Source organism: Gordonia sp. YC-XJ4, assembly GCF_059511865.1.
Genome location: NZ_CM183447.1, coordinates 3,482,911 through 3,508,850, shown reverse-complemented (window position 1 = coordinate 3,508,850; position 25,940 = coordinate 3,482,911). Strand labels below are relative to the sequence as shown.

Annotated in this window: 22 protein-coding genes; 10 read left to right on the top strand and 12 right to left on the bottom strand. The window is 67.8% G+C overall.

Translation table 11 applies throughout. The annotated features are described in order from the left end of the window. Positions 1 to 8: 8 nt before the first annotated feature. Positions 9 to 1,502 (bottom strand): CYTH and CHAD domain-containing protein, encoded by a 1,494-nt coding sequence (locus tag AC5ZH6_RS15495; RefSeq protein ID WP_014360404.1) that lies wholly within the window; start codon positions 1,500 to 1,502, stop codon positions 9 to 11. A gap of 49 nt (positions 1,503 to 1,551) precedes the next feature. Further along, complete coding sequence (gene pip / locus AC5ZH6_RS15490) at positions 1,552 to 2,526, bottom strand: prolyl aminopeptidase (protein ID WP_006370579.1); 975 nt, start codon at positions 2,524 to 2,526, stop codon at positions 1,552 to 1,554. 213 nt (positions 2,527 to 2,739) lie between these two features. Here pip and AC5ZH6_RS15485 point away from each other — a divergent pair, with 213 nt between their 5' ends. Continuing rightward, on the top strand, positions 2,740 to 2,922 hold the full coding sequence (locus tag AC5ZH6_RS15485) for a hypothetical protein (protein WP_014360403.1): 183 nt from the start codon (positions 2,740 to 2,742) through the stop codon (positions 2,920 to 2,922). Positions 2,923 to 2,971: 49 nt separating this feature from the next. On the opposite strand, the gene panB is transcribed toward AC5ZH6_RS15485, so the two are convergent. Beyond that, on the bottom strand, positions 2,972 to 3,883 hold the full coding sequence (panB, locus tag AC5ZH6_RS15480) for a 3-methyl-2-oxobutanoate hydroxymethyltransferase (protein WP_043456537.1): 912 nt from the start codon (positions 3,881 to 3,883) through the stop codon (positions 2,972 to 2,974). Between the two features lie 248 nt (positions 3,884 to 4,131). On the opposite strand from panB, the gene glnA (AC5ZH6_RS15475) reads away from it, so the two are divergent. The 4 genes from glnA (AC5ZH6_RS15475) to AC5ZH6_RS15460 all read left to right on the top strand — a co-directional run bounded on the left by glnA (AC5ZH6_RS15475) (position 4,132) and on the right by AC5ZH6_RS15460 (position 10,263). Next, positions 4,132 to 5,472 (top strand): type I glutamate--ammonia ligase, encoded by a 1,341-nt coding sequence (gene glnA / locus AC5ZH6_RS15475; protein ID WP_026920042.1) that lies wholly within the window; start codon positions 4,132 to 4,134, stop codon positions 5,470 to 5,472. A 78-nt stretch (positions 5,473 to 5,550) separates the two neighbouring features. Beyond that, complete coding sequence (locus AC5ZH6_RS15470) at positions 5,551 to 8,559, top strand: bifunctional [glutamine synthetase] adenylyltransferase/[glutamine synthetase]-adenylyl-L-tyrosine phosphorylase (protein WP_081482507.1); 3,009 nt, start codon at positions 5,551 to 5,553, stop codon at positions 8,557 to 8,559. 1 nt (position 8,560) lies between these two features. Next, positions 8,561 to 9,502: an endonuclease/exonuclease/phosphatase family protein gene (locus AC5ZH6_RS15465; protein WP_014360401.1), complete on the top strand. Its 942-nt coding sequence runs from the start codon at positions 8,561 to 8,563 to the stop codon at positions 9,500 to 9,502. Beyond that, positions 9,499 to 10,263 carry a biliverdin-producing heme oxygenase gene (locus AC5ZH6_RS15460; RefSeq protein ID WP_014360400.1) on the top strand — a complete coding sequence of 255 codons (765 nt, stop codon included), beginning with the start codon at positions 9,499 to 9,501 and terminating at the stop codon, positions 10,261 to 10,263. The genes AC5ZH6_RS15465 and AC5ZH6_RS15460 overlap by 4 nt, the downstream gene beginning before the upstream one ends. 41 nt (positions 10,264 to 10,304) lie before the next feature. Here AC5ZH6_RS15460 and AC5ZH6_RS15455 read toward each other — a convergent pair whose 3' ends face one another. Further along, positions 10,305 to 11,117 (bottom strand): TetR/AcrR family transcriptional regulator, encoded by an 813-nt coding sequence (locus AC5ZH6_RS15455; RefSeq protein WP_014360399.1) that lies wholly within the window; start codon positions 11,115 to 11,117, stop codon positions 10,305 to 10,307. A gap of 97 nt (positions 11,118 to 11,214) precedes the next feature. Between AC5ZH6_RS15455 and AC5ZH6_RS15450 the strand changes: the two genes are divergently transcribed. Beyond that, on the top strand, positions 11,215 to 12,777 hold the full coding sequence (locus AC5ZH6_RS15450) for an MFS transporter (protein WP_496167429.1): 1,563 nt from the start codon (positions 11,215 to 11,217) through the stop codon (positions 12,775 to 12,777). Here AC5ZH6_RS15450 and AC5ZH6_RS15445 read toward each other — a convergent pair. Together AC5ZH6_RS15445 and glnA (AC5ZH6_RS15440) are read right to left on the bottom strand one after the other, a co-directional pair. Beyond that, complete coding sequence (locus AC5ZH6_RS15445) at positions 12,771 to 12,956, bottom strand: hypothetical protein (protein WP_026920045.1); 186 nt, start codon at positions 12,954 to 12,956, stop codon at positions 12,771 to 12,773. The two genes, AC5ZH6_RS15450 and AC5ZH6_RS15445, sit on opposite strands and share 7 nt — an antisense overlap. Before the next feature lie 177 nt (positions 12,957 to 13,133). Beyond that, positions 13,134 to 14,567 carry a type I glutamate--ammonia ligase gene (glnA, locus tag AC5ZH6_RS15440; protein ID WP_006370569.1) on the bottom strand — a complete coding sequence of 478 codons (1,434 nt, stop codon included), beginning with the start codon at positions 14,565 to 14,567 and terminating at the stop codon, positions 13,134 to 13,136. Between the two features lie 341 nt (positions 14,568 to 14,908). On the opposite strand from glnA (AC5ZH6_RS15440), the gene AC5ZH6_RS15435 reads away from it, so the two are divergent. Both AC5ZH6_RS15435 and AC5ZH6_RS15430 read left to right on the top strand, forming a co-directional pair. Beyond that, on the top strand, positions 14,909 to 15,406 hold the full coding sequence (locus AC5ZH6_RS15435; protein ID WP_006370568.1) for an RDD family protein: 498 nt from the start codon (positions 14,909 to 14,911) through the stop codon (positions 15,404 to 15,406). A gap of 13 nt (positions 15,407 to 15,419) precedes the next feature. Next, complete coding sequence (locus tag AC5ZH6_RS15430; RefSeq protein ID WP_496167428.1) at positions 15,420 to 16,877, top strand: 9-bladed beta-propeller domain-containing protein; 1,458 nt, start codon at positions 15,420 to 15,422, stop codon at positions 16,875 to 16,877. 46 nt (positions 16,878 to 16,923) lie between these two features. Here AC5ZH6_RS15430 and AC5ZH6_RS15425 read toward each other — a convergent pair whose 3' ends face one another. The 6 genes from AC5ZH6_RS15425 to AC5ZH6_RS15400 all read right to left on the bottom strand — a co-directional run bounded on the left by AC5ZH6_RS15425 (position 16,924) and on the right by AC5ZH6_RS15400 (position 24,003). Further along, a complete protein-coding gene (locus AC5ZH6_RS15425) occupies positions 16,924 to 17,670 on the bottom strand; it encodes a DUF4191 domain-containing protein (RefSeq protein WP_020170886.1) in 747 nt (248 codons plus the stop codon). A 64-nt stretch (positions 17,671 to 17,734) separates the two neighbouring features. Next, the gene (gene lipA / locus AC5ZH6_RS15420; RefSeq protein ID WP_043456533.1) at positions 17,735 to 18,859 is read right to left on the bottom strand and encodes a lipoyl synthase; all 1,125 of its coding nucleotides are present in this window, start codon (positions 18,857 to 18,859) and stop codon (positions 17,735 to 17,737) included. Beyond that, positions 18,856 to 19,620, bottom strand: coding sequence for a lipoyl(octanoyl) transferase LipB (lipB, locus tag AC5ZH6_RS15415; RefSeq protein WP_006370564.1), 765 nt, complete (start codon positions 19,618 to 19,620; stop codon positions 18,856 to 18,858). Before lipB ends, lipA begins: the two co-directional genes overlap by 4 nt. After that, a complete protein-coding gene (locus tag AC5ZH6_RS15410; protein WP_014360393.1) occupies positions 19,610 to 20,497 on the bottom strand; it encodes a TIGR01777 family oxidoreductase in 888 nt (295 codons plus the stop codon). The genes lipB and AC5ZH6_RS15410 overlap by 11 nt, the downstream gene beginning before the upstream one ends. Before the next feature lie 6 nt (positions 20,498 to 20,503). Beyond that, positions 20,504 to 22,291, bottom strand: a complete 1,788-nt coding sequence (gene sucB / locus AC5ZH6_RS15405; RefSeq protein WP_271353546.1) for a 2-oxoglutarate dehydrogenase, E2 component, dihydrolipoamide succinyltransferase — start codon at positions 22,289 to 22,291, stop codon at positions 20,504 to 20,506. 164 nt (positions 22,292 to 22,455) lie between these two features. Continuing rightward, entirely contained in the window at positions 22,456 to 24,003 is a 1,548-nt protein-coding gene (locus AC5ZH6_RS15400; RefSeq protein ID WP_271353545.1) for a leucyl aminopeptidase, read from the bottom strand. A 136-nt stretch (positions 24,004 to 24,139) separates the two neighbouring features. On the opposite strand from AC5ZH6_RS15400, the gene AC5ZH6_RS15395 reads away from it, so the two are divergent. Beyond that, a complete protein-coding gene (locus AC5ZH6_RS15395; RefSeq protein ID WP_496167426.1) occupies positions 24,140 to 24,748 on the top strand; it encodes a CHAP domain-containing protein in 609 nt (202 codons plus the stop codon). A gap of 50 nt (positions 24,749 to 24,798) precedes the next feature. After that, entirely contained in the window at positions 24,799 to 25,908 is a 1,110-nt protein-coding gene (gene gcvT / locus AC5ZH6_RS15390) for a glycine cleavage system aminomethyltransferase GcvT (protein WP_288337021.1), read from the top strand. The last annotated feature ends 32 nt before the right edge of the window (positions 25,909 to 25,940 follow it).

Sequence of the window (25,940 nt, the reverse complement as noted above, 5' to 3'; positions counted from 1 at the left end):
ACGAAAGCTCAGAGGTCCTTGGCGGCCTTGCGGTAGGCATCGAGGGCGCGTGTTCCGGCGGCCTCCTGCAGGGCGTCGAGCCGTCCGAGCAGGAACATGTCACGACCGGGGAGATCGGTGCGTTCGGCGAGCTCGGCCAGGCGCGCCCGGTTGATCCGGGTGTCGTTGAAATCGCCGAGCGCCGACTGGATCTTCTTGGCCACCGCAGCGATCTTCTGATAACGCTTGATGCCCAACGGTTCTCCCGCATCGGTGGCGTAGCGCAACTTCTTGGCCCGCTTGCGGATGACGTGCACCTGCTCCTGCCACTCGTGCGAACCCTCGGGGAAGGTCGCGAGTTCTGCCTGAGCCTTTCGAATCTTCTTGCGGCTCTTGGCGATCGCCGCGTCGACCGCCGCGGCGGCCGGCATGTCGGCGTCGGGTCCGGCCGGCGGATCGGTGATCAGGACGTCGATGTCGTCGAGCAGCCGGAAGTAACGCTCGGAGTTCATCGCAGCATGGGCGGCGCGGATCGCGCGGTCATGCGAGTCCGACTCGGTCCCCGTCAGCGCCGAGACCAAGGCCTCCGACGGCGACTCCCCACGCAACAACGCGGTGTCGATCTCGAGCTGGACCTCCGAATCCCGTGCGTCACCGAGGATTCGGGCGAGCAGGCGCAGCTCGTCGTTGATGTGGGCGGTCCGGTGCGGGTCGAGGACCGTCGGGAAACCCGAGAGCACGCTGCGGAAGCGGCGGGTGGCCACCCGCATCTGATGCACGGCGTCGGGCGCGTCGACCCGGACCTCGGGATCGTAGGTGAGCAGGGCATTGCGATGCAGGGTCAGGTCGGTGACCACCAGCTCCAACGCCGACGGGCGTTTGGGCAACCGTGGTTCGACGGTCGTCGTCGGCGTCGAACCGATGGCACGCGCGAGCTTCGAGGCACTCGACGGGTCCGATCCGCCGGCCGAGCGCAGCAGTTTCTGGGCGGCTTTCAGCAATCGGGGAGTGCCACCGGAGAGCAACTCGAACTCCCACTCGGCCCACTGCGCGACCTCACCACCGGGCAGCAGCGACCGCGCGGTCACGAGGTCCTCGGCGAATTCGGCGAGAGGCTCCTCGTCGACCCCGAAGAGGGTGGTGATGGTGCGGGAGGTGGAGATCACCGCCACCGGGATCAGGCTGCGGTGCCGGGTCAGCGCGAGCACCGGGATCAACAGGGCGTCGGGGAGATCGCCGTCGGCGGGAGCCTCGTCGAACCCGATCTGCAGTTCTCGACGGGCGCCGGGAATGCCACTGGGGCGCTTGAGATGCCAGCCGCTGTCGTGGCCACCGGTGCGACGTCGCAGGGTGATCCGGTTGCCCGCCAGATCCAGGTTGTCGGTGTCGAAGTACGTGGCGTCGAGGGTGAACGTCTCGGGCTCGCGTGCGCCGACGACGCCGGGCAACACCCGCAGATCGGGGGTGGCGGTTCCGGCTTCGACGTCGAACTTCAGCTCTACCTCGACCTGTTCGGTTGCCACTGGTCCTCCTGTCGGATGTCGGATACGCGTGAAGTGTATATGCGGGTGATCACCGGACGTCGTCGGCGAAGGCGTCGGTCGCCTCGATGAGTCTGCTCCGGATGCCCGGTTCGAAGGATGCGTGTCCGGCGTCGTCGACGATGTGCAGCTGCGCCGACGGCCACGCCCGGTGCAGATCCCACGCGCTGCGCATGGGGCAGACGACGTCGTAGCGGCCCTGCACGATGACGCCGGGGATGTCGGCGATGCGGTCGATGTCGCGCAGCAGTTGGCCGTCGTCGAGGAAGCCGTGATTCACGAAGTAATGGTTCTCGATCGAGGCGAAGGCGATGTCGAAGCGTGGCCCGGAGTCCTCCTTGGCCGCCGCGGCCTCCTCGGGTTTCGGGATGAGATAGCTGGTGGCCTGCTCCCAACCGGTCCAGGCACGGGCGGCGGCCGCGGCGACCTCCGGCTCGGCCGATGTCAGCAGCCGGTGATAGGCGGCCACGAGGTCACCGTCGCGCTCGGCGGCGGGGATGGGCGCGAGATAGGACTCCCAGATGTCGGGGTAGATGTGCGCGGCACCGCCGTTGTAGTACCAGTCGATCTCGCTGCGTCGCAGCAGGAAGATGCCGCGCAGGACCAGCTCCGACACCCGGTCCGGATGGGATTGCGCATAGGCCAACCCGAGCGTGGAACCCCAGGAACCCCCGAACACCTGCCAGGTGTCGATGTCGAGGTGCTCGCGCAGCGCCTCCATGTCGGCGATCAGTGCGCCGGTGGTGTTGACCGAGAGGTCGGCGCCGTCGGCGATGTGCGGGCGGGAGCGACCGCAGCCGCGCTGATCGAACAGGACGATCCGATAGCGGTGCGGATCGAAGAAGCGACGCTGATCGGGAGCGGTCCCACCGCCCGGGCCGCCGTGGACGAAGACCGCGGGTTTGCCGTCGGGGTTACCGGAGGTCTCCCAGTAGATCTGTTGTCCGTCGGTGGTGGGCAGGTGTCCGGAGGCGTAGGGCTCGATCTCGGGGTAGAAGTCGCGCATGGTTCACGAGCCTAGACACCCGGGCGCAGTGCGGCGGCGTTGCCGCGATGTCCGATACGCCGGTGATGGCGCAATCGTGGTGGCGCGGTTGGTCATACGAGTAGATGACGTCGGCGTCGCGATCCGTGCGTCGGGGGTGGCTGGGGGGCTAGCGTGACAACCCAGCGCAGGTGAGCTCCCCAGGAGCGCCGAATCGAGAAGGACACGAGAGCGATGATCCAACACGCCGAGCACGTCGAGTTGTTGGCCCGACGTAACTCCGTGGGTCGCTTCGGCCAGTTCGCCCATCTGGGAGGCTACGGCGGCCACGTCGGGCTGACCACAGTGGTGGTCGCTCTCGTCGTCGTGTTACTGATCGCTCTCGTCGTGCTGCTCCTGCGCCGCAACGTGCGCTGACGCCCGACCTTGCCCTGGCGTCGACGGATCGCACGTTGCGGCGCTCGGATCAGTAGCTGTGCTCGGGGCCGGGGAAGACGCCCCGACGCACCTCGTCGGCGTATTGGGCTGCAGCACCACGGAGTTCGCCGCCGACGTCGGCGAATCGCTTGACGAATCGGGCGGTCTTGCCGTGGGTGAAGCCGGCCATGTCCTGCCAGACGAGTACCTGTGCATCGGTTTCGTGGCCGGCTCCGATCCCGACGGTGGGGATCGTGAGCTTGCGGGTGATCTGCCCGGCGAGGTCGGCCGGGACCATCTCCATGACGACGGCGAACGCGCCCGCCTCCTGAACGGCGATGGCGTCGGCGATCAACTGGTCGGCGGCGTCACCGCGGCCCTGGACGCGGAATCCGCCGAGGCCGTTGACGCTCTGCGGGGTGAAACCGATGTGGGCCATCACCGGGATACCGGCGCCGGTGAGCGTGGCGATCTGGTCGGCGACGCGTTCACCGCCCTCGAGCTTGACCGCGTGCGCACCGGCCTCCTTGAAGAAGCGGACCGCGGTCGCGAGTGCCTGCTGCGGGCCGGCCTCGTAGCTGCCGAACGGGAGGTCGGCGACGACGAGCGCGTGCGGGGCGCCGCGGACGACGGCGCGGGCGAGCGGGATCAGCTCGTCACTGCTGACCGGGATCGTGGTGTCGTATCCGAGGACGACGTTCGCGGCGGAATCGCCGACGAGCAATACCGGGATCTCGGCCTCGTCGAAGATGCGGGCGGTCGAGTAGTCATACGCGGTGAGCATCGACCACTTCTCGCCCTCGGCCTTCATCTGGGCGAGGTGATGGACACGGGTGATGCGTCGGCGGGGGGCGGACTCGCCGGAGCCGGCGGGCGTGCCGCCGTAGACGGAGGTTTCGGCCGCGGGGGTTTCGGCCGCGGGGATTTCAGATGCGGTGGACACCACAGACTCTGGGGACATCGTTGTCTCTTTTCTTCCTCGAGTCCTGGCTGGCAGGTACCCGGGCGGGTGGGACAATCCATTTTCGCACCGGAGGTGATCGTCGAACACCGGCCTGAGCTGTGCCTTTGATCACATCGCAGGAAGGCATTCCATTCCGCGGTCAGGGTGTTTCACGATGTGGGATCACTATCGCAAAGTCCCAGGGTGAAGAGTTCGACTTGTGAACGTAACACGGATTTAACAGGGCATCCCTAATGTCGGCGTTCATGGATCGCCAAAAGGAATTCGTTCTGCGGACTCTCGAAGAGCGGGACATCCGGTTCGTTCGGCTGTGGTTCACCGATGTTCTCGGATACCTCAAGTCCGTGGCGATCGCCCCCGCCGAACTCGAAGGCGCCTTTTCCGAGGGTATCGGCTTCGACGGCTCGGCGATCGAGGGCTTCTCCCGCGTCTCGGAGGCCGACACCGTCGCCAAGCCCGATCCGTCGACCTTCCAGATCCTGCCGTGGACCACCTCGCAGGGTCGTCACCACTCGGCGCGGATGTTCTGCGACATCGCGATGCCCGACGGAACCCCGAGTTGGGCCGACTCCCGCCACGTGTTGCGCCGGCAATTGAACAAGGCCGCCGACCTCGGCTTCAGCTGCTACGTCCATCCCGAGATCGAGTTCTTCCTCCTCAAGGACGCGCCCCTGGACGGCAGTGTGCCGGTTCCGGCCGACTCGGGCGGGTACTTCGACCAGGCGGTGCACGACGCTGCCCCGAACTTCCGCCGACACGCCATCGAGGCGCTGGAGTCGATGGGAATCTCGGTGGAGTTCTCCCACCACGAGGGCGCGCCCGGGCAGCAGGAGATCGATCTGCGTTACGCCGACGCGCTGTCGATGGCCGACAACGTGATGACCTTCCGCTACGTCGTCAAGGAGGTCGCGATCTCCGAGGGCACCTGGGCGACGTTCATGCCCAAGCCCTTCAGTGAGCACCCGGGATCGGCGATGCACACCCACATGAGCCTGTTCGAGGGGGAGGCCAACGCCTTCCACAACCCCGACGACCCGATGCAGCTGTCGGAGACCGGCAAGAAGTTCATCGCCGGAATCCTGTACCACGCCAACGAACTCAGCGCCGTCACCAATCAGTGGGTCAACAGCTACAAGCGTCTCATCCACGGCGGCGAGGCGCCGACGGCCGCCACCTGGGGCGGCGCCAACCGTTCCGCGTTGATCCGCCTGCCGCTCTACACCCCGAACAAGGCGTCGTCGCGCCGCGTCGAGATCCGCAGCCCAGACTCGGCCTGCAACCCGTACCTGACCTTCGCGGTGCTGTTGGCCGCCGGGCTCAAGGGCATCACCGAGGACTACGAACTGCCCGACGAGGCCGAGGATGACGTGTGGGCGCTGACGCCCGCCGAACGGCGCGCGATGGGCTACAAGGAACTCCCCGGAAGCCTGGCCGAGGCCCTGCACGCGATGGAGGAGTCCGAGCTGGTCGCCGAGGCGCTCGGCGAGCACGTCTTCGACTACTTCCTGCGGAACAAGTGGACCGAGTGGACCAACTATCGCAGCCTGGTCACCCCCTTCGAACTCAAGAGCTACCTACCGCTGTAGGTCGAGCCGCACCGCGACACGCGGCCGGATCCGCCGCCCGGGCTCCGACGTGTCGGCGTCAGACGTTATTTTCGTGGGGTGACAACGCTTCACGGCCGTGGTGGCATACCCAGTCCCGGACGCCTGGGGTTGCTCGACGCCACGGCGTCGGCGGATCTCGCCGAACTGGGCTGGAACACCGAGGAGTCGGTGGATCTGCTGTGGTCGCTGTCCCGTGCCCCCGATGCCGATCTCGCACTGCGCGCGTTGATGCGCCTGCGATCGGCGGCCGCCGACGAGTGGTCGGCGATCGACGCACTCCTGCGCACCGACAAGGGATTTCGTGGTCGGCTCTTCGGCGTCCTCGGTTCGTCGGATGCCCTCGGTGATCACCTTGCCGCCGAGCCGTCGTCGTGGCACCTGCTCGAGACCGACACGCTGCCCGACGTCGCCGAGATCAACGCGACGATGCTCGCCGCCGTCGACGCCGTCGCCGAGCCGGGTGAGCAGGAGAAGGGCAACAAGATCTTTCGCGCCGGGTTCAGTGGACCGCGGGCGGTCGTCGCCCTGCGCGCGACCTACCGCAGTCTGGTGATGCAACTCGCCGCCCACGACGTGGCGTCGACGGTCGAGGACGAGAAGGTCATGTGGTTCCCCGAGGTGGGGGCCTATCTCGCCGATCTCGCCGACGCCGCGCTGACCGCCGCCCTGGCGGTCGCCTTCCGGGAAGTGTGCGGCGACAAGCCGATCCCGGTGCGTCTCGGTGTCATCGCGATGGGCAAATGCGGTGCGCGCGAGCTCAATTACGTCAGCGATGTGGACGTGGTGTTCGTCAGCGAACCCGCCGACGGGGTGGCCGCGCGTGTCGCCGGGGAGATGATGCGCGTCGGCTCGCTGGCGTTCTTCGAGGTCGACGCGGCTCTGCGGCCCGAGGGCAAGGCGGGTGCGCTGACCCGCACCCTGGAATCTCACGTGGCCTATTACAACCGGTGGGCCAAGACGTGGGAGTTCCAGGCACAGCTCAAGGCGCGTCCGATGACCGGCGACATGGAACTGGCCGCGGCGTATCACGAGGCCATCAACCCCATGGTGTGGCGTGCGGCCGAGCGTGAGGACTTCGTGCACGAGGTGCAGGCGATGCGCCGCCGCGTCGAGGACCTGGTGCCCGAGGATCAGCGTGAACGCAACCTCAAACTCGGCAGCGGAAGTCTGCGCGACGTCGAGTTCGCGGTGCAGTTGCTGCAGATGGTCCACGGTCGGGTCGACGAGGAACTGCGGGTGCGCGCCACCGTCGACGCGCTCGAGGCGCTCACCGCGGGTGGTTACGTCGGCCGGGACGACGGCGCCAACCTCATCGCCTCGTACCAGTTCCTGCGGCTGCTCGAGCACCGCCTGCAGTTGCAGCGCATGTCGCGGACGCATCTGCTGCCCGCGTTCGACGACGACGAGGGCATGCGCTGGCTGGCCCGCGCGGCGCACATCCGGCGCGAGGGAGAACTCGACGCGACCGCGGTACTGCGCCGGCAGATCAAGCACCAGGCTTTGCGGGTGCGCAAGCTGCATCAGAAGCTCTTCTACCGGCCGCTGCTGGAGGCGGCGACCCGGTTCAACACCGAGGAGCTCACGCTCTCCGACACCTCGGCCGAACGGCGCCTGGCCGCTCTCGGCTACGCACAGCCGCAGCGGGCGCTGAGTCACATCCGAGCTCTCGCCTCGGCGCCCGGACGGCGTGGACAGGTCCAATTACTGATCCTGCCGCAGCTGCTCGAACACATCGGGGACACACCGGATCCCGATGCCGGCCTGCTCAATTACCGCCGCCTGTGCGAGGAGATGGACAACGACTGGTTCCTCCGACTGCTCCGCGACGACGGGGTGGTCGCCGAACGACTGATGCGTGTGCTGGGCACCTCGGAGTTCATCGCGAACCTGCTCATGCGCTCGCCGGAGGTCATCCACCTCTACTCCGACGGTGCGAGCGGTCCCAAGCTGTGCGAGACCCGCCCGGAGGATGTCGCCAAGGGGCTGATCGCCTCCACGGTCCGACAGACCGATCTGCGTCGCGCCGTGGCGATCGCGCGCTCACACCGCCGGGCCGAACTCGCCCGGATCGCCTCGGCCGACATCCTCGGGATGATGGACGTCCCACAGGTCTGCCATGCGCTGTCGAGTGTGTGGGCCGCGGTCCTCAATGCCGCTCTGGCCGTGGCGATCAAGGCGTCGGAGGCCGAACGGAAGTCGCCGGCACCCGCGCGCATCGCGGTCATCGGCATGGGTCGTCTCGGTGGTCTGGAACTGGGCTACGGGTCCGACGCGGACGTGTTGTTCGTGTGTGAACCGGTACCCGGTGCCGAGGAGGCCGCCGCTGTGCGCTGGTCGCAGACCATCGCCGAGAAGGTCCGCTCGATGCTCGGCTCACCCAGCGAGGATCCGCCGCTGGTCGTCGACACCGGCCTGCGACCCGAGGGACGCAACGGTCCGGTCGTGCGCACCCTCGCCGCGTACGCGGCCTACTACGAGCAGTGGGCCCAGCCGTGGGAGGTCCAAGCGCTGCTGCGTGCCCATCAGGTCGCCGGCGACGACGAACTCGGCATCGAGTTCTTGTTGATGGCCGACAAGGTCCGCTACCCGGCCGGCGGGGTCTCGTCGGCGGCGGTGCGCGAGATCCGTCGTATCAAGGCACGCGTCGATTCCGAACGCCTGCCCCGTGGTGCGGATCCGGCGACCCACACCAAACTCGGTCGCGGTGGCCTCGCCGACGTCGAGTGGACCGTGCAGCTGATGCAGCTGCGCTACGCACACCGTTACACCTCGTTGCACAACACCTCGACGTTGCAGACGCTCGACGCGATCGGCTCGGCCGAACTGCTCGCCGAAACGGATGTGGCGATCCTCAAGGAGGCGTGGTTGACGGCGACCAAGGCGCGCAACGCGCTGGTCCTCGTCCGGGGTAAGCCGGTCGATCAACTCCCGGCGCCGGGAAAGCAGTTGCGCCAGATCGCTTTCGCCGCCGGCTGGCCCGAGGACCAGGCCGCGGAGTTCCTGGAGAATTATCTGCGCGTCACCCGACGCGCGAAGAATGTGGTGCGCAAGGTCTTCGGGGCATGAGTTGCGCGCCCTGCTGAGGTTCCTCACCCTGTCGCTGGCGTGGCTACTGGTCATCGCGACCGGCCTGGCGATCTGGCTGCACTACATCGCCTCCCGCGGGACGGTGGCGGTGTATGCGACCGCAGCGGTGCCCGTCGCGGTGGTGACCGGAGCGGTGGCGGTCCTGCTGTTCGCGGTCCTGCGACGGTGGATTGCGCTGTTCGTGGCGGTCCTGGCCGTCGTCGGGGTGTGCTTCACGCAAGGGCCGCTGTGGGTATCGCAGACCCCACCCGCGGGCGATCGGTTCACCGTCGTCAGCGCCAACCTGCGTTTCGGTGAGGGGTCCGTCGACGACGTCGCCGCGGCGGCGCGTGACGCACAACTGGTGTCGCTGCAGGAGGTCACCCCACAGGCCCTCGAGCGCATCCGCAACAGCGCACTGGCGCAACGGTTTCGGTACGAGTACGCGCTCCCCGGGCCGGCGGCCGCCGGGGGGATGCTGTTGAGTCTGCGCCCACTCGACGACGAGCGTCGGCTACCGAACATGTTGCTCAACAACCTGAGCGCACAGACGGTGGTGCCGGGTGGGCCGCGCACGCGGGTGCTCGCGATCCATGCGCCTGCACCACTGTCGGGGCATGCGGGGGAGTGGGATCACGACCTGGGGCTGCTGCGCGACCAATTGCATGACCTGCCCGACGGTCCGGTCATCGTCGCCGGTGACTTCAACGCCACCTGGGACCACGCGCAGTACCGGGCGCTGCTGTCCCATGGCTTTGCCGACGCCACCTCGCAGGCGGGCGCCCGACTGCAGCCGACGTTCCCGACCGATCGTCTCGGAGGCCGACCGCTGGCCGCGATCGATCGGGTCGTGGTCCGCGGCTTCGTCGCCACCGCCGTGCACACGTTCTCCATCGCGGGGTCGGATCACCGCGGAGTGGTGGTGTCGCTGGTGGCCGGGTGAGCGGCGGCGAGCACGGCGAGGTCGGTATCACCGGAGCAGTGGCGCCGGCCGTGATCGGCGTCCTCGGGTTACGGATGCCGGTGTGGGGTGGTATCACTGGTGGCAACAGGACATCTCTCACCGATTCCCCCGCCACCCAGCCGGTCGCCGTCTCGACGCGTCTGCGCGAGGCGACCGCAGTGGCTCATCAGCAGGCGGAGAACTCGCCGTTCATCGATGATCTGATGTCGGGGCGACTCGACGTCGCCGCGTATCGGCGGCTCGCCGAGCAACTGTTCTTCGTCTATCGCGCGCTGGAGTCGGTCGGCGATGCCCTGGCCGAGGATCCGGTCGGTGGCGTGGTGCACGACGAGCGGCTGCGACGGGTCCCGCGACTGCGCGCCGACCTCGCCGCCCTCGGATCCGACGTCGACGCCGTATCCCCGTTGCCAGCGGTGGCGGCCTACGTCGAGGCGATCGAGGCGACCCGCTCGGATGCCGCGCGCCACGTCGCACACCACTACACCCGCTACCTCGGTGACCTCAGCGGTGGTCAGGTCGTGGCCCATCGGATGCGCCAGCACTACGGTGTCGAGGATTCCGCGTTGTCGTTCTACGCCTTCGACATCGACAAACTCAAGCGCTACAAGGACGCCTACCGCGACCGCCTCGACGCCTTACCCCTCGACGACGCCGGGGTGGATCGTCTGGTGGCCGAGGCGGTCCACGCCTTCGAACACAACCAGGCACTGTTCGCCGACCTCGACCGCACTCGCGGCTGACCCTGCCGCGGGTCGGTTACCCGTCGCCGGCGGTGCGCCCGTCAATCGAGCGCGTCGATCATGCCGGCGAGGCCGTCGAGGATCACGCCGAGGCCGAACTCGAACTGTTCGACGTCGAAATCGTCGTCACCGTCGGCCATCGACTGCACCGCCGCTGTCAGGGCGGGGAATCGTTCCGGGTCGATCAGCGATGCCACCACGGCCTCGTATCCCGGCGTTGGTGGCTGTGCCCCTTCTCGTGCCCCCGCTCGTGCCCCGCCGCCCGGCAGTAGGCCCATCTGCGCCGACTGCCGGATGTGCTGGCGGACGAATCCGTCCACCAGCAGCAAGGCATTCATCTTCTGGGGCCCGGTCAGTGCGGTGGGATCGAAGGCGCGGACGCCCGACTCGGTCCAGGACAACACGTTGGGTCCGACCGGTGGCCGTGACATCGGGATCTCGGTCAGCCACGGGCGTGTGCGCAGGGTCGATGCCGCCGCGTGCGCCCAATCGGTGATCCGCTTGCGCCACGATCCAGTGGTCGCCAGGCGTGGGTCGGCGGTCCCGTAGGCCTCGTCGACGAGGAGATCGATGACGTCGTCCTTGCTGTCGACGTAGCGATACAGCGACATCGCCGTGAGGCCGACGCTCTGGGCGATGGCTTTCATCGACACGGCCTCCCAGCCGCGGTCGTCGGCGATGGCGACCGCGGCGTGGGCGATGTCGCGGATGGTCAGGGTCGGTTTGGGGCCTCGGCGGGGGGTGTCGGGGACTCGGCCCCACAGCAGTGCGACCGACGTCGGTAACCGCACGGGCATCGGTGCGGGTGCGGCTGGTCCGCGCTCGACGGCGTCAGGGTCGTCCGGAGCATCCATGTCGACATCCTACTAATTGCTTGCGCCGTATACAGTTCAGTCCTACTATCTGCGTAGGCAATAAACAGTATATGCCATAGACGGAAGGTTTGGTGTCATGCCTCACGTACGAATCGCGCGCTCGCCCTGGGTGGCGTTGACTGCGCTGTGTCTGCCGATGCTCATCGTCTCGATGGACGTGTCGGTGTTGTTCTTTGCGGTTCCGTTCATCGCAGCGGATCTCAATCCCTCACCTGCACAACAACTCTGGATCTTCGATGTGTACGGCTTCGTGCTGGCCGGGCTGTTGCTGACCATGGGGTCGCTCGCCGACCGATTCGGTCACCGCCGCGTTCTCATGTGGGGCGCGGTCGGCTTCAGCGGTGCGTCGTTGCTCGCGGCTTTCTCGAGCACGCCGGAGATGCTGATCATCGCTCGCGCGGTGCTCGCGGTCGCCGGTGCGACGCTGATGCCCTCGACGCTGGCACTCATCCGCCACGTCTTCGACGACGATGCCGCGCGGGCGAAAGCGGTGGCCACCTGGAACGCCGTGCTGGCCGGGGGAGTGGCGCTCGGTCCGATCATCTCCGGTGTGCTGCTCGAGCATTTCTGGTGGGGCTCGGTGTTTCTGATCAACATTCCGGTCATGGTCGCCCTGCTGATCGCGGCGCCCCTGCTGCTACCCGGACACACCGCGGTACCGGGACGACGCATCGACGTTCTCAGTGCGCTCATGGCGTTCGGGACGATCCTGCCCGTGATCTATGCGATCAAGGAGATCGCCGCCGACGGGTGGTCGCCGGGCCGGCTGGCGATCGGTGTCGTGGGGGTGGTGCTCGGGGTGGCCTTTGTGAGACGTCAATGGCGCCTGGGGGATCCGATGCTCGACCTGGCGCTTCTCGGTGAGCGCCGGTTCGCGGCGTCGATCTGGACCAATCTCATCTGCATGTTCGCGCTGCTCGGCAACTCGATCATGGTGACGCAATACCTGCAGTCGGTACTCGGTTTCAGCCCGCTGCGGGCCGCCCTGTGGAGTGTGGTGCCATCGCTGTTCGTCGCGGTGGCGGCGCCGACTGCGGCCGTGGCGGCCGGACGGTTCGGCCGTCCCGCGGTGATGGTCGGGGGACTGGTGGTGGCGGCCTGTGGCTTCGCGCTGCTCGCGGCCCTCATCGGTCAGGACTCACTGCTCGTGGTGCTCGTCGCGTCGACGTTGCTCGCCGGCGGAATCGTGGCGACCACCTCGGTGATCGCCGACCACGTCGTCGGGATCGCACCTGCCGATCGTGCCGGAGCGACCTCGGGGCTGCTGGAGACATCGAGTGAACTCGGCGGTGCGCTGGGCATCGCGCTGCTGGGAAGTGTGCTCAACGCGGTCTACCGCGTGAGCTATCCGGCGGGCGTGGGGCCAGTGGAGGCAGGCCGCAGTCTGGCCGGGGCGAGCGCGGTGGCGCATCGCGAACCCGCCGAGATGGCCGCACAGATCCTCGACGCTGCGCGCGGTGCATTCGTCGACGGGATGGCGGTGGTGGCGTGGGTGGGAGCCGGAATCCTGGTGGTGACCGCGGTGCTGATCGTGTGGGCGGCGCGCACGCCGTCGGTCGACCGCTTGCCCACGGTCTCCGAGGGAGTTACCGATCGTGTTCGCTCACATCTGCGAGCAGAACGGGGTGGGGATCAGTAGACCTCGACCTTGGAGCCGGACTTCAAGATGAGTTCGCTGCGATCGTCGGAGCTGTGGGCGAGTTCGACGAGGCGTTGGTCGGTGCCATGCGGAACCTGTTTGCGGACGACGGCACGGATGCCGTCCAGGGCGATGCGATCGCCGGGGACGAGATCTTCAACAAAAAGCATACGGGACATGAGAAGAAGATTACGGGCTGAGATGTGATCGCGTGAGAGCAAAAGGTCCTCCGTGGCATCATTCACATTTTGTCCTGTGACCTGCGTCATGAGGTGCCCCGGCGACCGTCCGGTCTCACGCACACCGCGGGCCCACCGCTCTGTTGTCGGTGGGCCCGCGGTGCTTTGTGTCAGAGATCAGCAGTCGTAGTAGAGCGCGAACTCGTACGGATGCGGACGGATCTGGACCGGCTCGATCTCGTTCTCACGCTTGAGCGCGATCCAGGTCTCGATGAGGTCCTCGGTGAACACGCCACCGGCGGTGAGGTATTCGTGATCCTCTTCGAGTTTGTCGATGACCGCCGACAGCGAGGTCGGGGCCTGCGGGATGTTCTTGGCCTCCTCGGGCGGCAGCTCGTAGAGATCCTTGTCGACGGGCTCGTGCGGCTCGATCTTGTTCTTGATGCCGTCGAGGCCGGCCATCATCATCGCCGCAAAGGCCAGGTACGGGTTGCCCGAGCTGTCGGGGCAACGGAACTCCAGGCGCTTGGCCTTCGGATTGTTGCCGGTGATCGGGATGCGCACGCACGCCGACCGGTTGCGCTGGCTGTACACCAGGTTGATCGGGGCCTCGTAGCCCGGCACCAGACGCTTGTAGGAGTTCACCGTGGGGTTGGTGAAGGCCAGCAACGACGGTGCGTGATGCAGGATGCCGCCGATGTAGTAGCGCGCCAGATCCGACAGGCCCGCGTATCCGGCCTCGTCGTGGAACAGCGGCTTGCCGTCCTTCCACAGCGACTGGTGGGCGTGCATGCCCGAGCCGTTGTCGCCGAACAGCGGCTTCGGCATGAAGGTGACGGTCTTGCCGTTCGCGTACGCGGTGTTCTTGATGATGTACTTGAACAGCAGGACGTCGTCGGCGGCGTGCAGCAGCGTGTTGAACTTGTAATTGATCTCGGCCTGGCCGCCGGTACCGACCTCGTGGTGACCGCGCTCGAGCTCGAAGCCCGCGTTGGTCAGGTTGGTCGACATCTCGTCGCGCAGGTCGACGTAGTGGTCGTAGGGCGCCACCGGGAAGTAGCCGCCCTTGGGGCGGACCTTGTAGCCGAGGTTCGGTGAACCGTCGGGGTCGGTGGGCGAACCGGTGTTCCACCAGCCGGACTCGGACTCGACCTCGTAGAAGGTGCCGTTCATCTGCGAGTCGAAGGCGACCGAATCGAAGATGTAGAACTCGGCCTCGGCGCCGAAGAAGCAGGTGTCGGCGATGCCGGTGGAGGCCAGGTAGTCCTCGGCCTTGCGGGCGACGTTGCGCGGGTCGCGGCTGTAGGCCTCACGGGTGAACGGATCGTGGACAAAGAAGCTGACGTTCATCGTCTTGGCGCGACGGAAGGGGTCGATCCGCGCGGTGGCCGGATCGGGGAGCAGCATCATGTCGGACTCGTCGATCGACTGGAAGCCGCGCACCGACGAGCCGTCGAATGCCAGGCCGTCCTCGAACACCGACTCGTCGAAGGCCGAAGCCGGAATCGAGAAGTGCTGCATCACACCGGGCAGGTCACAGAAGCGGATGTCGACGTACTCGACACCTTCCTTCTTGATGCCCTCGAGTAGTTCTTCGTTGCTGCTGTACACCGTGCGGTGACTCCTTAACTTGTCGGGGTCAGGCCGGCGTGTACACGCGGACCTGACGCGCCTGGACCACCGCGCAAGAAACCGCGGCGGATCTCAGCCAGAACCGTATGGACGCGACGTTGCCCGCACGTCAAGGAAGTGTTTCCCCTGTGTTACACGGCCGTGGCGATGCGTTGTCGTGCCCACGGCAACTATTCCGTATGCACGCCCCGGACGAAAGCGAACGGTGATCTCGTCAGGGAAGTCACTGCCTCTACCATGGAAAACATGAACGACCCGCGGATCACCGGCAGAACCGAGCACGCGAGCACCGGGCATGTGGGTGCCGGGGGTGATCGCGCATGAGCAGGGCCACCGGCTCCTGGTTGTCGGGCCCGCAGTCGGGCGCACCGGCCGACCTCGAATATCGCGGCGCCGACCTCGGACTGCCCGAGAGCGGACCCGGAGCGCTGGTCCCCGGGTGGCCGCGCACGCTCGCGCTGCTCGTCGACTGGATCATCGGCGGCGGGCTGTCGCTGTTCTTCGTCGGCTTCGGATCACCGAACCTCGGCCTCGCCGTGCTCGCCGTGTGGTTCGTCATCGGCGTGTTCACCGTGACGATGTTCGGCTTCACGCCCGGGCAGTTCGCCGTGGGCATGCGGGTGGCGCGCGTCGACCACGGACCCGAGCGCCTGGCCGACGAGATCGCCGGCAAGGCTCCCGTCGCCGCGGTCGGCGTGATCCGTGCATTGATGCGGCAGGTGCTGATCGTGTTCCTGGTGCCCGCACTGATGAACGACTACAACGGCCGCGCACTGCACGATCGCGCGACCGGCACCGCGATGGTTCGGAGCCGCTGAGGGCGGGCGTCTGGTGCGCGGGCGTATCGGTGCGGATCGAGGTCGGCGCGAGGCGCTGACGCTGGCTGCCGTCCTGAGCATCGGCGCACTGGTGCTCTCCGCGTTCGGTGTGCTGGAGCGTGGTGAGACCCAGCCACCGCAGAGCCGCACCCTCGAATCGATGTCCGCCCGCCCGGATGCCCGTTGGAGAGTCGATGCGGCTTCGCTGTTCGGCAAAGACTTCGACGATGCGAGCGTGTCCGTCGAAGCGGCCGACGACCATCTCCTGGTGCGGGCGTCGCGGAACAGGCTCGGCCGGCCGTCCGCGGTGATCGCCATCGACCCCGACACGGGCAGGTCACTATGGAGGGCGCCGAGAATCGGGTGGGAGAACTCCTGCGCCATCAGTCGCGACAAGCGGCTCGCGTGCACCCGTACGGCCAGAGATGGTTCCGCGATCGTGACCAGGGTGTCGTTCGTCGATCCGGATACCGGAGACGACCTCGGCACCGCGACGATCCCGATCTCGGGGTCCTCGAGGATCATGCGCGCCGGCGACGGCTTCCTGGTGCTGACCGTCGAGATGGAGAACATCACGGTCCCCGAGGAGATCCCCGTGGACTCCACGTTGGTGCCCGTTGCGGGCTTTGGTACCGACGCCGATGTGCCACCGCTACAGACGGTCATCACCAGGTTCGATTCCCGCGGGCAGGCGTTGTGGACGGTGCGCCCGCCGCTCGATCAGGGGCAACCGGTGGTCTCCGAAGCCGCGAATCTGGTTGCGCTGAGCGGTTTTCGCGGTGGAGTCACCGTTCTTCGCCTCGACTCCGGCCGACTACTGCACTCGGCGGACGGTCGGGAGGCGGTGGTCATCCACCGATCCGGGTTCGTGACGAGCGGTCTCCCCGGGGCGGGCCGGGACACGATCGACTTCTTCGATGCCGACGGGGTGCGGACCGGTGAGATCTCAGGATGGCGTATCTCGTCCGGGGACAGTGCTGCCGGCTCGGTGCAGGCCATCAATGTCGACTTCATTTCTGTGGAGTCGAACACCACGATCGGACTGGCGTCGGGAGCCGGCGCCGACCTGAGGTGGACGCGGCCGTCGCAGGGTTCCTCACTGCAGATGCTCGGCGATCGGTATGTCGTCACCGTCGTCGACGAATTCAGCGAAGACCTGAGCAGCACGCGCAGGTGGACGGTGCTCGACGCCCGGTCCGGTTCCCGGATCAGTGGTTTCACCGCCGGTTTCGGACAGGGATTCGTCGGCTTCGACGGCGTTCGCATGATCCTGGGCGGAGAGGCCGATGCAGACCAGCGACCGAGCAGCCCTGCACTCGGCGCGTATGACATTCGCACCGGAGCCCAACGGTGGCACCTGCCGGCACCGAACACCGCGGCACACTGGCAGGTCGTGGCCGGCCACCTGCTACTCGTCGACGACGGAGTCGACGCCGGAACTCGGTCGTCGATCGTTGGTTACGCCGCGTGACCGACGCGGTCGGCGTCTGACCGCGTGGTGATCACGCGCCGCGTGATCAGGCGCCGCGACGCCGCGCGGTGCGCTGCATGCTGCGCATCTTGGCATTGCCGGGCAGCGGGCCCTTGGGCATGCCCGGTCCGGGCTGCTTGCCGCCGAGCGCCGACAATCGGCCCTCGAGGGTCTCCATGCGCTTGCGGTCGATGTTGCCCGGCAGCTTGTTGAGGTGCCGTTCGAGCTTCGACAACGGCACCTGGCCGTCGTCGTTGCCGACCATGATCTGGTAGATCGGGGTGTCGCCGACAACGCGCGCGACTTTCTTCTTCTCTTGTCCCAGAAGCGTTGTGACGCGACTCGGGGAGCCCTCGCCGACGAGGATGACCCCGGGCTTGCCGATCACCCGGTGCACGGCGTCGAGATGGGAGGTGCCGGTGACCGCCTGCTGCACCCGCCACTGGCCGCGCATGTTCGACAGCGCCCATCCGGCTGCTCCGGGTTGCCCTTCGGCCTTGGTGTAGACGGTCTTCTGCACGCGTCGTCCGAAGAGGAGGAAGGCGGCGAGAATACCGAGCACCACACCGATGGGAACGAGCAGCCACGGAGAGCCGACGAACAGACCGATCACCACGAAGATCGCCACGATCAGCACGAACAGGCCGACCATGTACGGGATCAGCCGTTTGTCTTCCTTGCGCTGCATCTGGAACGCCTGCCAGAGCTGCGTGAACCGCTCCTTGGAGGCCTTCCGTCGGGCCTGTCGTGCGGCCTTCTTGTCCGCTTTGCTCGCCGCTTGCGCCTTTGCCATGCTCACCAGGATACGTCTGCGGGCGCGCTGATCGACAATGCGGTCGCCGGCGCAGGTGTCCGGTTCAGCGGGCCAGTCGCGCCATCAACGAGGAGGCCTCCTGGCTGGCCGAACCCTCGTCGGCGAGGTGCGCCAACGACGGCGGCAACTCCCGCCCGTGATGCGCCATCGCCTGCGCGTAGAGCCGGCCGGCGCGGTAGGACGAACGCACGAGCGGCCCGGCCATCACCCCGGCGAATCCGACCTCGCGGGCGAACTCGGAATGATCGACGAACTCCTCGGGCTTGACCCAACGCTCCACCGGATGGTGGCGCGCCGAGGGGCGCAGGTATTGGGTGATCGTCAGGATGTCGCAACCGGCCTCGTGCAGGTCGACGATCGCCGACTGCACCTCGGTCGGGGTTTCACCCATCCCGAGGATGAGGTTGGACTTGGTGACCAGACCGAAGTCACGGGCCTGGGTGAGTACATCGAGGGACCGCTCGTAGCGGAACGCCGGACGAATCCGCTTGAAGATCCGCGGCACCGTTTCCAGGTTGTGTGCGAGCACTTCCGGCCGGGACTCGAAGACCTCGGCGAGCAGATCGGGCTTGGCGTGGAAGTCGGGGATCAGATTCTCCACACCGGTACCAGGGTTGAGCCGGTGGATCGCACGCACCGTCTCGGCGTAGAGCCAGACACCCTCGTCGGGGAGGTCGTCGCGGGCGACGCCGGTGATGGTGGAGTAGCGCAGGCCCATCGCCTGCACGCTCTCGGCGACGCGGCGGGGCTCGTCGCGATCGAGTTCGGCGGGCTTGCCGGTATCGATCTGGCAGAAGTCGCACCGGCGGGTGCACTGCTCGCCGCCGATGAGGAAGGTGGCCTCGCGGTCTTCCCAGCACTCGTAGATGTTGGGGCATCCGGCTTCCTCGCAGACCGTATGCAGCCCTTCGCGTTTCACCAAACCTTTGAGTTCGGTGTACTCGGGCCCCATCGTCGCGCGCGTCTTGATCCAGGAGGGCTTGCGTTCGATCGGGGTCTGCGCGTTGCGGATCTCCAGGCGTAACAACTTGCGTCCGTTGGGGGACGGGTCGGTCGGCGCGGCGGGCGAGGCAGGGGCGGACGAGGCGGGGGCGGACGAGGCGGGGGGCGACCCTTGTGGGGTCGACGCCGGCGCCGTGGGTGCGGTGCGGGTCTCTGACACGGTCACCGCACCGATGCTACGCGCGCGCCGTCGGCATGCCCGACCTGCGGGGTGAGGGCGATCTCACTGTGGTCCAGAGCCGCGAGGACGGCGTCGGCGACCTCATCGGCGAGGTCGCCGACCGAGAGTTCCCGCCCGGCCTCGCGGCTCAGGGACGTGACCCCGGCGTCGGCGATGCCGCACGGAACGATCGCGTCGAAGGCGCTCATGTCGGGGTCGACGTTGAGGGCGAACCCGTGCAGCGCGACCCCGCGCGCCACCCGGATGCCGATCTGGCCGAGTTTGCGTTCCCCGGACTGTCCCAGGTCGGGCGAGTCGTCGACGACCCAGACGCCCGACCGGCCGGCGACGCGGGTGGTGGCCACGCCGTGCGCCGCACAGACACCGATGAGCGCCGCCTCGAGCCGGCGGACGTACTCGACGACGTCGAGGGGCTCGGCGAGCTTGATGATCGGATAGCCGACGAGCTGTCCGGGCCCGTGCCAGGTGATCCGTCCGCCACGGTCGACGTCGATCACCTCGGCGCCGTTGGTCGGACGATCGGCGTCCTCGGTTCTCTTGCCCGCGGTGTAGATCGACGGATGCTCGAGCAGCAGCAACAGATCGTGATCGAGTGTGCCGTCGGCACGTTCGCCGGCGAGTCGATGCTGAAGGTCGTAGGCCTCGCGGTAGTCGAGGACACCGAGCCGCCGGATCTCGACGGGCGTGTCGGCTGCGCGCAGCGATGCCCGTCGGGTACCGATGGCTGTCGGTGTGTCAGCGTCCATTGGCGTACTCCAGCCCCGAATCGATGGTGGGATGGGTGAAGACGAAGTCGTGGTCGGTGAGCACACCGGGTGCAACGCGTTGGGAGTACAGAACCATTTCCTCGATCATCTCGCCGCCCGCCTTGCGGGCGACGAACGCGGGAACGCCCATCAGGGTGGGCCGGTGCACCGACCGACCGAAGGCGTCGACGAACGTCGCGAACGGAACCGCTCCGGGTGCGCACAGGTTCACCGGACCGCTGATCGCCGAATCCAGCACGAACTCGATCGCTCGGATCTCGTCGACCAGTGAGATCCACGAAAAGTACTGCTGCCCATTGCCGATGGTGCCGCCGAGGCCGAGCTTGAACAGCGGTCGGAGTTTGGCCAGCAGGCCACCGTGCGGTGCGAGCACCGGTGCGGTCCGCAACAGGACGACACGGGTCCGGTCGCCCGAGTTGGCGGTCGCCGCGGCCTCCCAGTCGACGGTCAGCTCGGCCAGGAATCCCGAGCCGGGGCCGTCGACCTCGGTGGCCGTCCGCGCGCCGGTGTCCCCGTAGTACCCGGTGGCGCTCGCGCTCACCAGGGTGGGGACACCGGTCCGGCGGACGGCCTCGGCGATGACCTCGGTCGGCGGGATCCGGGAGTCGCGGAGTTCTTGTTTGAACCGTCCGCTCCACCGGCCGTTGCCGACCCCGACGCCGCCGAGGCTCACCACCGCGTCGACGCCGTCGAGGGCCTCGTCAGGAACACCGAATGTCTCGGGGTCCCAACTGAATTCACCGGGCTCGGTCGCCTCGCGCCGGACCAGCCGGCGCACCGAATGGCCCGCCGATTCCAGCGCGGTGATCAGGGCCGAACCGATCAGCCCCGATGAGCCGGCGACGGCTACCCGCATCGGTGCCTAGAGGCCCAGTTCGGCGGCGAACGAGCCGGCCTCGAGTCGCTTCTTGATCGTCGTCAGGAAGCGACCGGCGTCGGCGCCGTCGATCAGGCGGTGATCGTAGGTCAGCGGCAGGTACGACATCGACCGCACCGCGATCGACTCCGAACCGTCGTCGCCGGTGATGACCACCGGGCGCTTGACGATTGCGCCGGTACCGAGCATGGCCGCCTGCGGCGGCACCAGGATCGGGGTGTCGAACAGGGCGCCCTGGCTCCCGATGTTGGTGATGGTGAAGGTGCCACCGGCCAACTCGTCGGGCTTGAGGCCGTTGGTGCGGGCGCGGGCGGCGATGTCGGCGATGGCCCGGGCCAGTCCGGCGATCGAGAGGTCGTCGGCGTTGTGGATCACCGGCGAGAGCAGGCCCTGCTCGGTGTCGACGGCGATACCGAGATGCACCTTGTCGTAGTAGGTGATCTCCTTCTTGTCCTCGTCGATGGAGGCGTTGACGTTCGGATGCGCCTTGAGTGCCTCCACGACGGCCTTGGCGATGAACGGCAAGAAGGTCAGGTTCACTCCCTCGGAAGCCTTGAACGACTCCTTGGCAGCCTTGCGCAGTGACACGATCTTGCTCATGTCGACCTCGAAGACCTGCGTCAGCTGAGCACTGGTCTGCAGCGACTCGCGGGTCTTCTTCGCGGTGATCTGACGGATGCGGTTGATCTTCTGCGTGGTGCCACGCAGTGCCGCGAGTTCGGGCTTGACCTCCGGCGACGACGCGGCCGGTGCGGCTGCGGGCGCCGGTGCGGCGGCCGGGGCCGGGCTCGAGGCCGGCTCGGGGGCCTTCTTCGCCTCGGCGGCGGCGAGCACGTCCTGCTTGCGGATGCGGCCGCCGACCCCGGTGCCCTTGAGGCTCGATAGGTCGATGTCGTTCTCCGCAGCCAACTTTCGGACCAACGGGGTCACGTACGGGGTGGACTGCAGATCGGTGGAATCGTCGGCGGGGGCTGCGGCGGAGGCGACCTTGACCGGTTCGGGTTCCGGCTCACTCGTGGCGGGCGCCTCCTCGGATTTCGCGGGTTCTGGCTCGGACTTGGCGGGCTCGGGCTCCGGCTCCGGCTCCGGTTCGGGCGCGGGCTTGGAGCCGGCGGCCGAGGCATCGCCGATCACCGCGAGCTTGCCGCCGACCTCGATGACGTCGTCCTCCTGCGCGAGGATCTCGAGCAGGGTTCCGGCGACGGGGGACGGGATCTCGGTGTCGACCTTGTCCGTGGAGACCTCGAGCAGTGGTTCGTCCGCGGCGACCTCGTCGCCGACGGCCTTGAGCCAGTTGGTCACCGTGCCCTCGGTGACCGACTCGCCGAGTTCAGGCATCAGCACGTCGGTCCCGGAGGCCCCGCTGTCACCGGTGGCGGCGGCGGGCTTCTCGGCCGGAGCCTCTGCCTCGGTCGAGGGCGCCTCGGTGTCCTGTTCGGCCGCACCGGCTTCGGTCGGTTCGTCGCCGCCCGCCGAGTCGTCGGAATCGGCCGAGTCGTCGGATCCGGAGTCCCCGGAATCGTCGGCGCTCTCCCCGGCATCACCGATCAGGGCGAGTTCGCCGCCGATCTCCACGACGTCGTCTTCCTGGGCGATGATCTTGGTGAGGACGCCGGAGGTGGGGGCGGGGATCTCGGTGTCGACCTTGTCGGTCGACACCTCCAGCAGGGGCTCGTCGGCCTCGACGGTGTCGCCCTCTTCCTTCAACCACCGGGTGACGGTCCCCTCGGTGACACTCTCACCGAGGGCGGGCATCTGGACGGAGAAGGCCATTGCTGTTGACTCCTGAACTCGACGTGGTGGGTCTGTGCGTGATGCGGGGTGTCGCGGTGTGTGCGCCGCGTCTCCCAGGCGTGTGGCGGGTGGCCCGGCGCCCATCGCTAGACCCTACCCGCCGTACGCGCCACGGACGTGGTGTGTGGCGCAAAAGTGGCCGATCAGCCGTTGGCCGCGATGTCCTCGAGAACCTTCGTGATCGTGCGGACCGGTACGCCCGTACCACCCTTGGGGGTGTAACCCCAGGGGCCGGAGGTGTTGAAGGCGGGACCGGCGATGTCGATGTGGGCCCATTGCACCCCGTCGGGCACGAACTCCTTGAGGAACAGACCCGCGGCGAGCATCCCGCCCCACCGGTGCGGGGTGACGTTCGCCAGATCGGCGACCCGCGACTTGAGATCGGCACGCAGTTCCGACGGCAGCGGCATGGGCCAGGCGTTCTCGCCGATCTCGGTCGACAGTGCCGACACCCGGTCGCGGAAGTCGTCGGTCCCCATGACCCCGGGGGTGCGGGTGCCCAGGGCAACCATCTGCGCGCCGGTCAGGGTGGCGGTGTCGATGAGGTAGTCCGGATCGTCCTCGCAGGCGCGCACGATGGCGTCGGCGAGGACGAGGCGTCCCTCGGCGTCGGTGTTGAGGACCTCGACGGTCGTCCCGCCGTACTGGGTCAGGACGTCGCCGGGACGCTGCGCGGTCCCCGACGGCATGTTCTCGGCCATCGGCACGGTGGCGGTCACCGACACCGGCAGGTCGAGACGCGCGGCGGCGATGGTCGCCGCGATCACCGCGGCCGCGCCGCCCATGTCGGAGGTCATCTGATCCATGTTGGCGGCCGGCTTGATCGAGATTCCACCGGTGTCGAAGGTGATGCCCTTGCCGACAAGCGCCACCTTCTTGGCCGACTTCTTGCCCGCGTGGGTCAATCGCACCAGCCGCGGCAACCGGGACGAACCCTTGCCGACGCCGACGATCCCGCCATAGCCGTCCTTCTCGAGGGAGTCGAAGTCGAGGATCTCCACCTTGAGTCCGGCCTTCGCGCCCAACTCGCGCGCACGTTCGGCGAACTCCTCCGGGTAGAGGTGGCTCGGCGGGGTGTTGACGAAGTCACGGGCGATGGCCACCGCATCGGCGACCGCGATGGCATGTGCCAGTTCGGCTTTCGCCGCCTTGTCGGCGGACTCGACCACGACGTGCACGGTGCCGGGCAGTTGCTTGGTCGACGCCGAGCGCGACGAGCGGAACTCCTCGAAGCGGTAGGCGCCGAGGAACAGTCCCTCAACCGCGGCACCGATGTCGGTGGAGCCCAGGGTGGTGGCGACGACGTCGAAGCCCTCGAGGGAACGGATCGCGACACCGGCGGCCTGGCGGAGTTTCTCCGGGTCGTCGAGCGATTTCTCGTCGCCGACGCCGACGGCCACCACAACGCGTACGCCGAGTGATTCCGGCGCCGCCAGCCGGGTGACCTCACCGTGGGAACCGGTGGCGCCCACCGCCGACAGCGCGGCGGTGACTGCCGCCGCCGACGCATCGTCGAGGACGTCGGCGCCGAGCAGGGTCGGTGCAGCGGGGTCGGTGGTGTTGTCGGCAGTGGTGTCGTCGGAGGAGGTGGCGACGAGGCCGAGTACGAGGGCCTCGTCGTCTTTGCCGATGGAGGTGGTCAGGGTGATCTGGGGACCGCGAGTGCGGTCGACGCTCTCGTTCTTGCTCACCCGACCAACCTTGCCACAGGCGCCTCGTCGGCTGCCCGTCATCCGACCGACCGACGTGCCATCGCAGCGGGAACCCGCCACAACGACGCGGCGTTGCGATGGCGGTGTGACGACGAGAGACGGGGTGGGCGAGCAGATGAGGCGAACCAGGGCGGCATGGGTGATCGCACTCGTGGTGATCGCCGCATGCACGGCGACGGTGATCGGCGTCCGTGCATACCGCCATGACGACGACGCGGTGTCCCGCGCGGTGAACGGGATGACCGGCCGGGCGAGGCCGCCGTTTCCGGTCGTCGACACCACCACAATGACCACTTCTCGAGCCCGCATCATCGAGTCGGTACGCGCCGAATACGCGCGCAATGCGTCGGGCACCACCTATTCCGGCGGCGTCGACGAACCATGGTGCGCCGACTTCGTCAGCACCGTGATGCACGAATCCGGTGTGCCGCTGGACAATCCGAACTCCGGATCGTGGCGCATCCCGGGGGTGGCGACGCTCACCGACTACCTGCACAGCTCGGGACGCTGGCGGGGGCCGGGTCATCGCCCGCAGCCCGGCGACATCGTGATCTACGACAAACCCAGCCCGTGGGGCCAACACACCAACATCGTGGTTGCCGTCAACGGCGATGAGGTGACAACCGTCGGCGGCAACCAGCCACCGGATGGGGTCACCCTGCACACCGCCGACCTCGCCGCCGATCCCGGACTGCAGGGGTTCGGGGTTCCCGCCGGGAGCTGAGCTCCCGTGGTGATCGTCCTGTGCGCCGCGCTCGCGGTAGGTTGAGCGCCATGACCGAACTCCTCGCCGGACCCATTGCCGATCGACACGCAGCACTCGGGGCGAGTTTCGCCGAATTCGGCGGGTGGGACATGCCCGTCGCGTACTCGGGCACCGTCGCCGAGCACACCGCGGTACGCGAGGCCGTCGGCATCTTCGACGTGAGCCACCTCGGCAAGGCGTTGGTCGCCGGCCCCGGCGCCGCGGAGTTCGTCAACGCCACCCTGTCCAACGACCTCGCCAAGATCGCGCCGGGCAAAGCCCAATACACGTTGTGCTGCAACGATTCCGGCGGCGTCATCGACGATCTGATCGCCTACCTCGTCGCCGACGACGAGGTGTTCCTCGTGCCCAACGCCGCCAACACCGCAGCGGTCGTCGCAGCGTTGGCGGCGGTCGCGCCCGACGGTGTCGCGATCACCGATCTGCACCGCGAGTACGCGGTGTTCGCGGTGCAGGGACCGAAAAGCCCGGAGGTACTCGCCGCGGTGGGGCTGCCCACCGACATGGAGTACATGGCGTTCGCCGACGCCGAACTGTCGATCGACGGGGGTAGCGCGCCGGTGCGCGTGTGCCGGACCGGCTACACCGGCGAACGCGGCTACGAGATCCTGCCCGGGTGGGCGCACGCCGGACCGGTGTTCGACGCGCTGATGGCTCAGGTCACCGCGTTCGGTGGGCTGCCCGCCGGACTCGGCGCGCGCGACACCCTGCGCACCGAGATGGGATATGCGCTGCACGGCCACGAACTCTCACCGGAGATCACCCCCGTCCAGGCCCGCACCGGGTGGGCGGTCGGCTGGAACAAGCCCGCGTTCTTCGGGCGCGAGGCGCTGCTCGCGGAGAAGGAGAACGGTCCCGCCCGTCGGCTCTACGGACTGCGGGCCACCGGTCGTGGGGTGCCGCGCGCCGACTGCGATGTGCTCACCGCGGCGGGCGGCGAACGGATCGGCCTGTGCACCTCGGGCACCTTCTCGCCGACCCTCAAACAGGGGATCGCGCTGGCGCTCATCGACACCGCCGCGGGCATCGGCAAGGGAGCCGAGGTGGTCATCGATGTGCGCGGTCGGGCGTTGCCGTGCGAAGTCGTGATCCCGCCGTTCGTCGAGTCGCACGTCTGAGGTGCCCACACGTCTGCCACCCCTCGCACGAC

What these genes read in the sequence shown, in the direction of transcription:
- lipB (WP_006370564.1), bottom strand. Translation starts at nt 19,620, where the DNA reads ATGGACGCTGACACACCGACAGCCATCGGTACCCGACGGGCATCGCTG.
- AC5ZH6_RS15445 (WP_026920045.1), bottom strand. Translation starts at nt 12,956, where the DNA reads ATGTCCCGTATGCTTTTTGTTGAAGATCTCGTCCCCGGCGATCGCATC.
- AC5ZH6_RS15425 (WP_020170886.1), bottom strand. Translation starts at nt 17,670, where the DNA reads ATGGCAAAGGCGCAAGCGGCGAGCAAAGCGGACAAGAAGGCCGCACGA.
- AC5ZH6_RS15410 (WP_014360393.1), bottom strand. Translation starts at nt 20,497, where the DNA reads ATGCGGGTAGCCGTCGCCGGCTCATCGGGGCTGATCGGTTCGGCCCTG.
- panB (WP_043456537.1), bottom strand. Translation starts at nt 3,883, where the DNA reads ATGTCCCCAGAGTCTGTGGTGTCCACCGCATCTGAAATCCCCGCGGCC.
- gcvT (WP_288337021.1), top strand. Translation starts at nt 24,799, where the DNA reads ATGACCGAACTCCTCGCCGGACCCATTGCCGATCGACACGCAGCACTC.
- AC5ZH6_RS15455 (WP_014360399.1), bottom strand. Translation starts at nt 11,117, where the DNA reads ATGGATGCTCCGGACGACCCTGACGCCGTCGAGCGCGGACCAGCCGCA.
- glnA (WP_026920042.1), top strand. Translation starts at nt 4,132, where the DNA reads ATGGATCGCCAAAAGGAATTCGTTCTGCGGACTCTCGAAGAGCGGGAC.
- AC5ZH6_RS15435 (WP_006370568.1), top strand. Translation starts at nt 14,909, where the DNA reads ATGAGCAGGGCCACCGGCTCCTGGTTGTCGGGCCCGCAGTCGGGCGCA.
- AC5ZH6_RS15395 (WP_496167426.1), top strand. Translation starts at nt 24,140, where the DNA reads ATGAGGCGAACCAGGGCGGCATGGGTGATCGCACTCGTGGTGATCGCC.
- sucB (WP_271353546.1), bottom strand. Translation starts at nt 22,291, where the DNA reads ATGGCCTTCTCCGTCCAGATGCCCGCCCTCGGTGAGAGTGTCACCGAG.
- AC5ZH6_RS15485 (WP_014360403.1), top strand. Translation starts at nt 2,740, where the DNA reads ATGATCCAACACGCCGAGCACGTCGAGTTGTTGGCCCGACGTAACTCC.
- AC5ZH6_RS15450 (WP_496167429.1), top strand. Translation starts at nt 11,215, where the DNA reads ATGCCTCACGTACGAATCGCGCGCTCGCCCTGGGTGGCGTTGACTGCG.
- pip (WP_006370579.1), bottom strand. Translation starts at nt 2,526, where the DNA reads ATGCGCGACTTCTACCCCGAGATCGAGCCCTACGCCTCCGGACACCTG.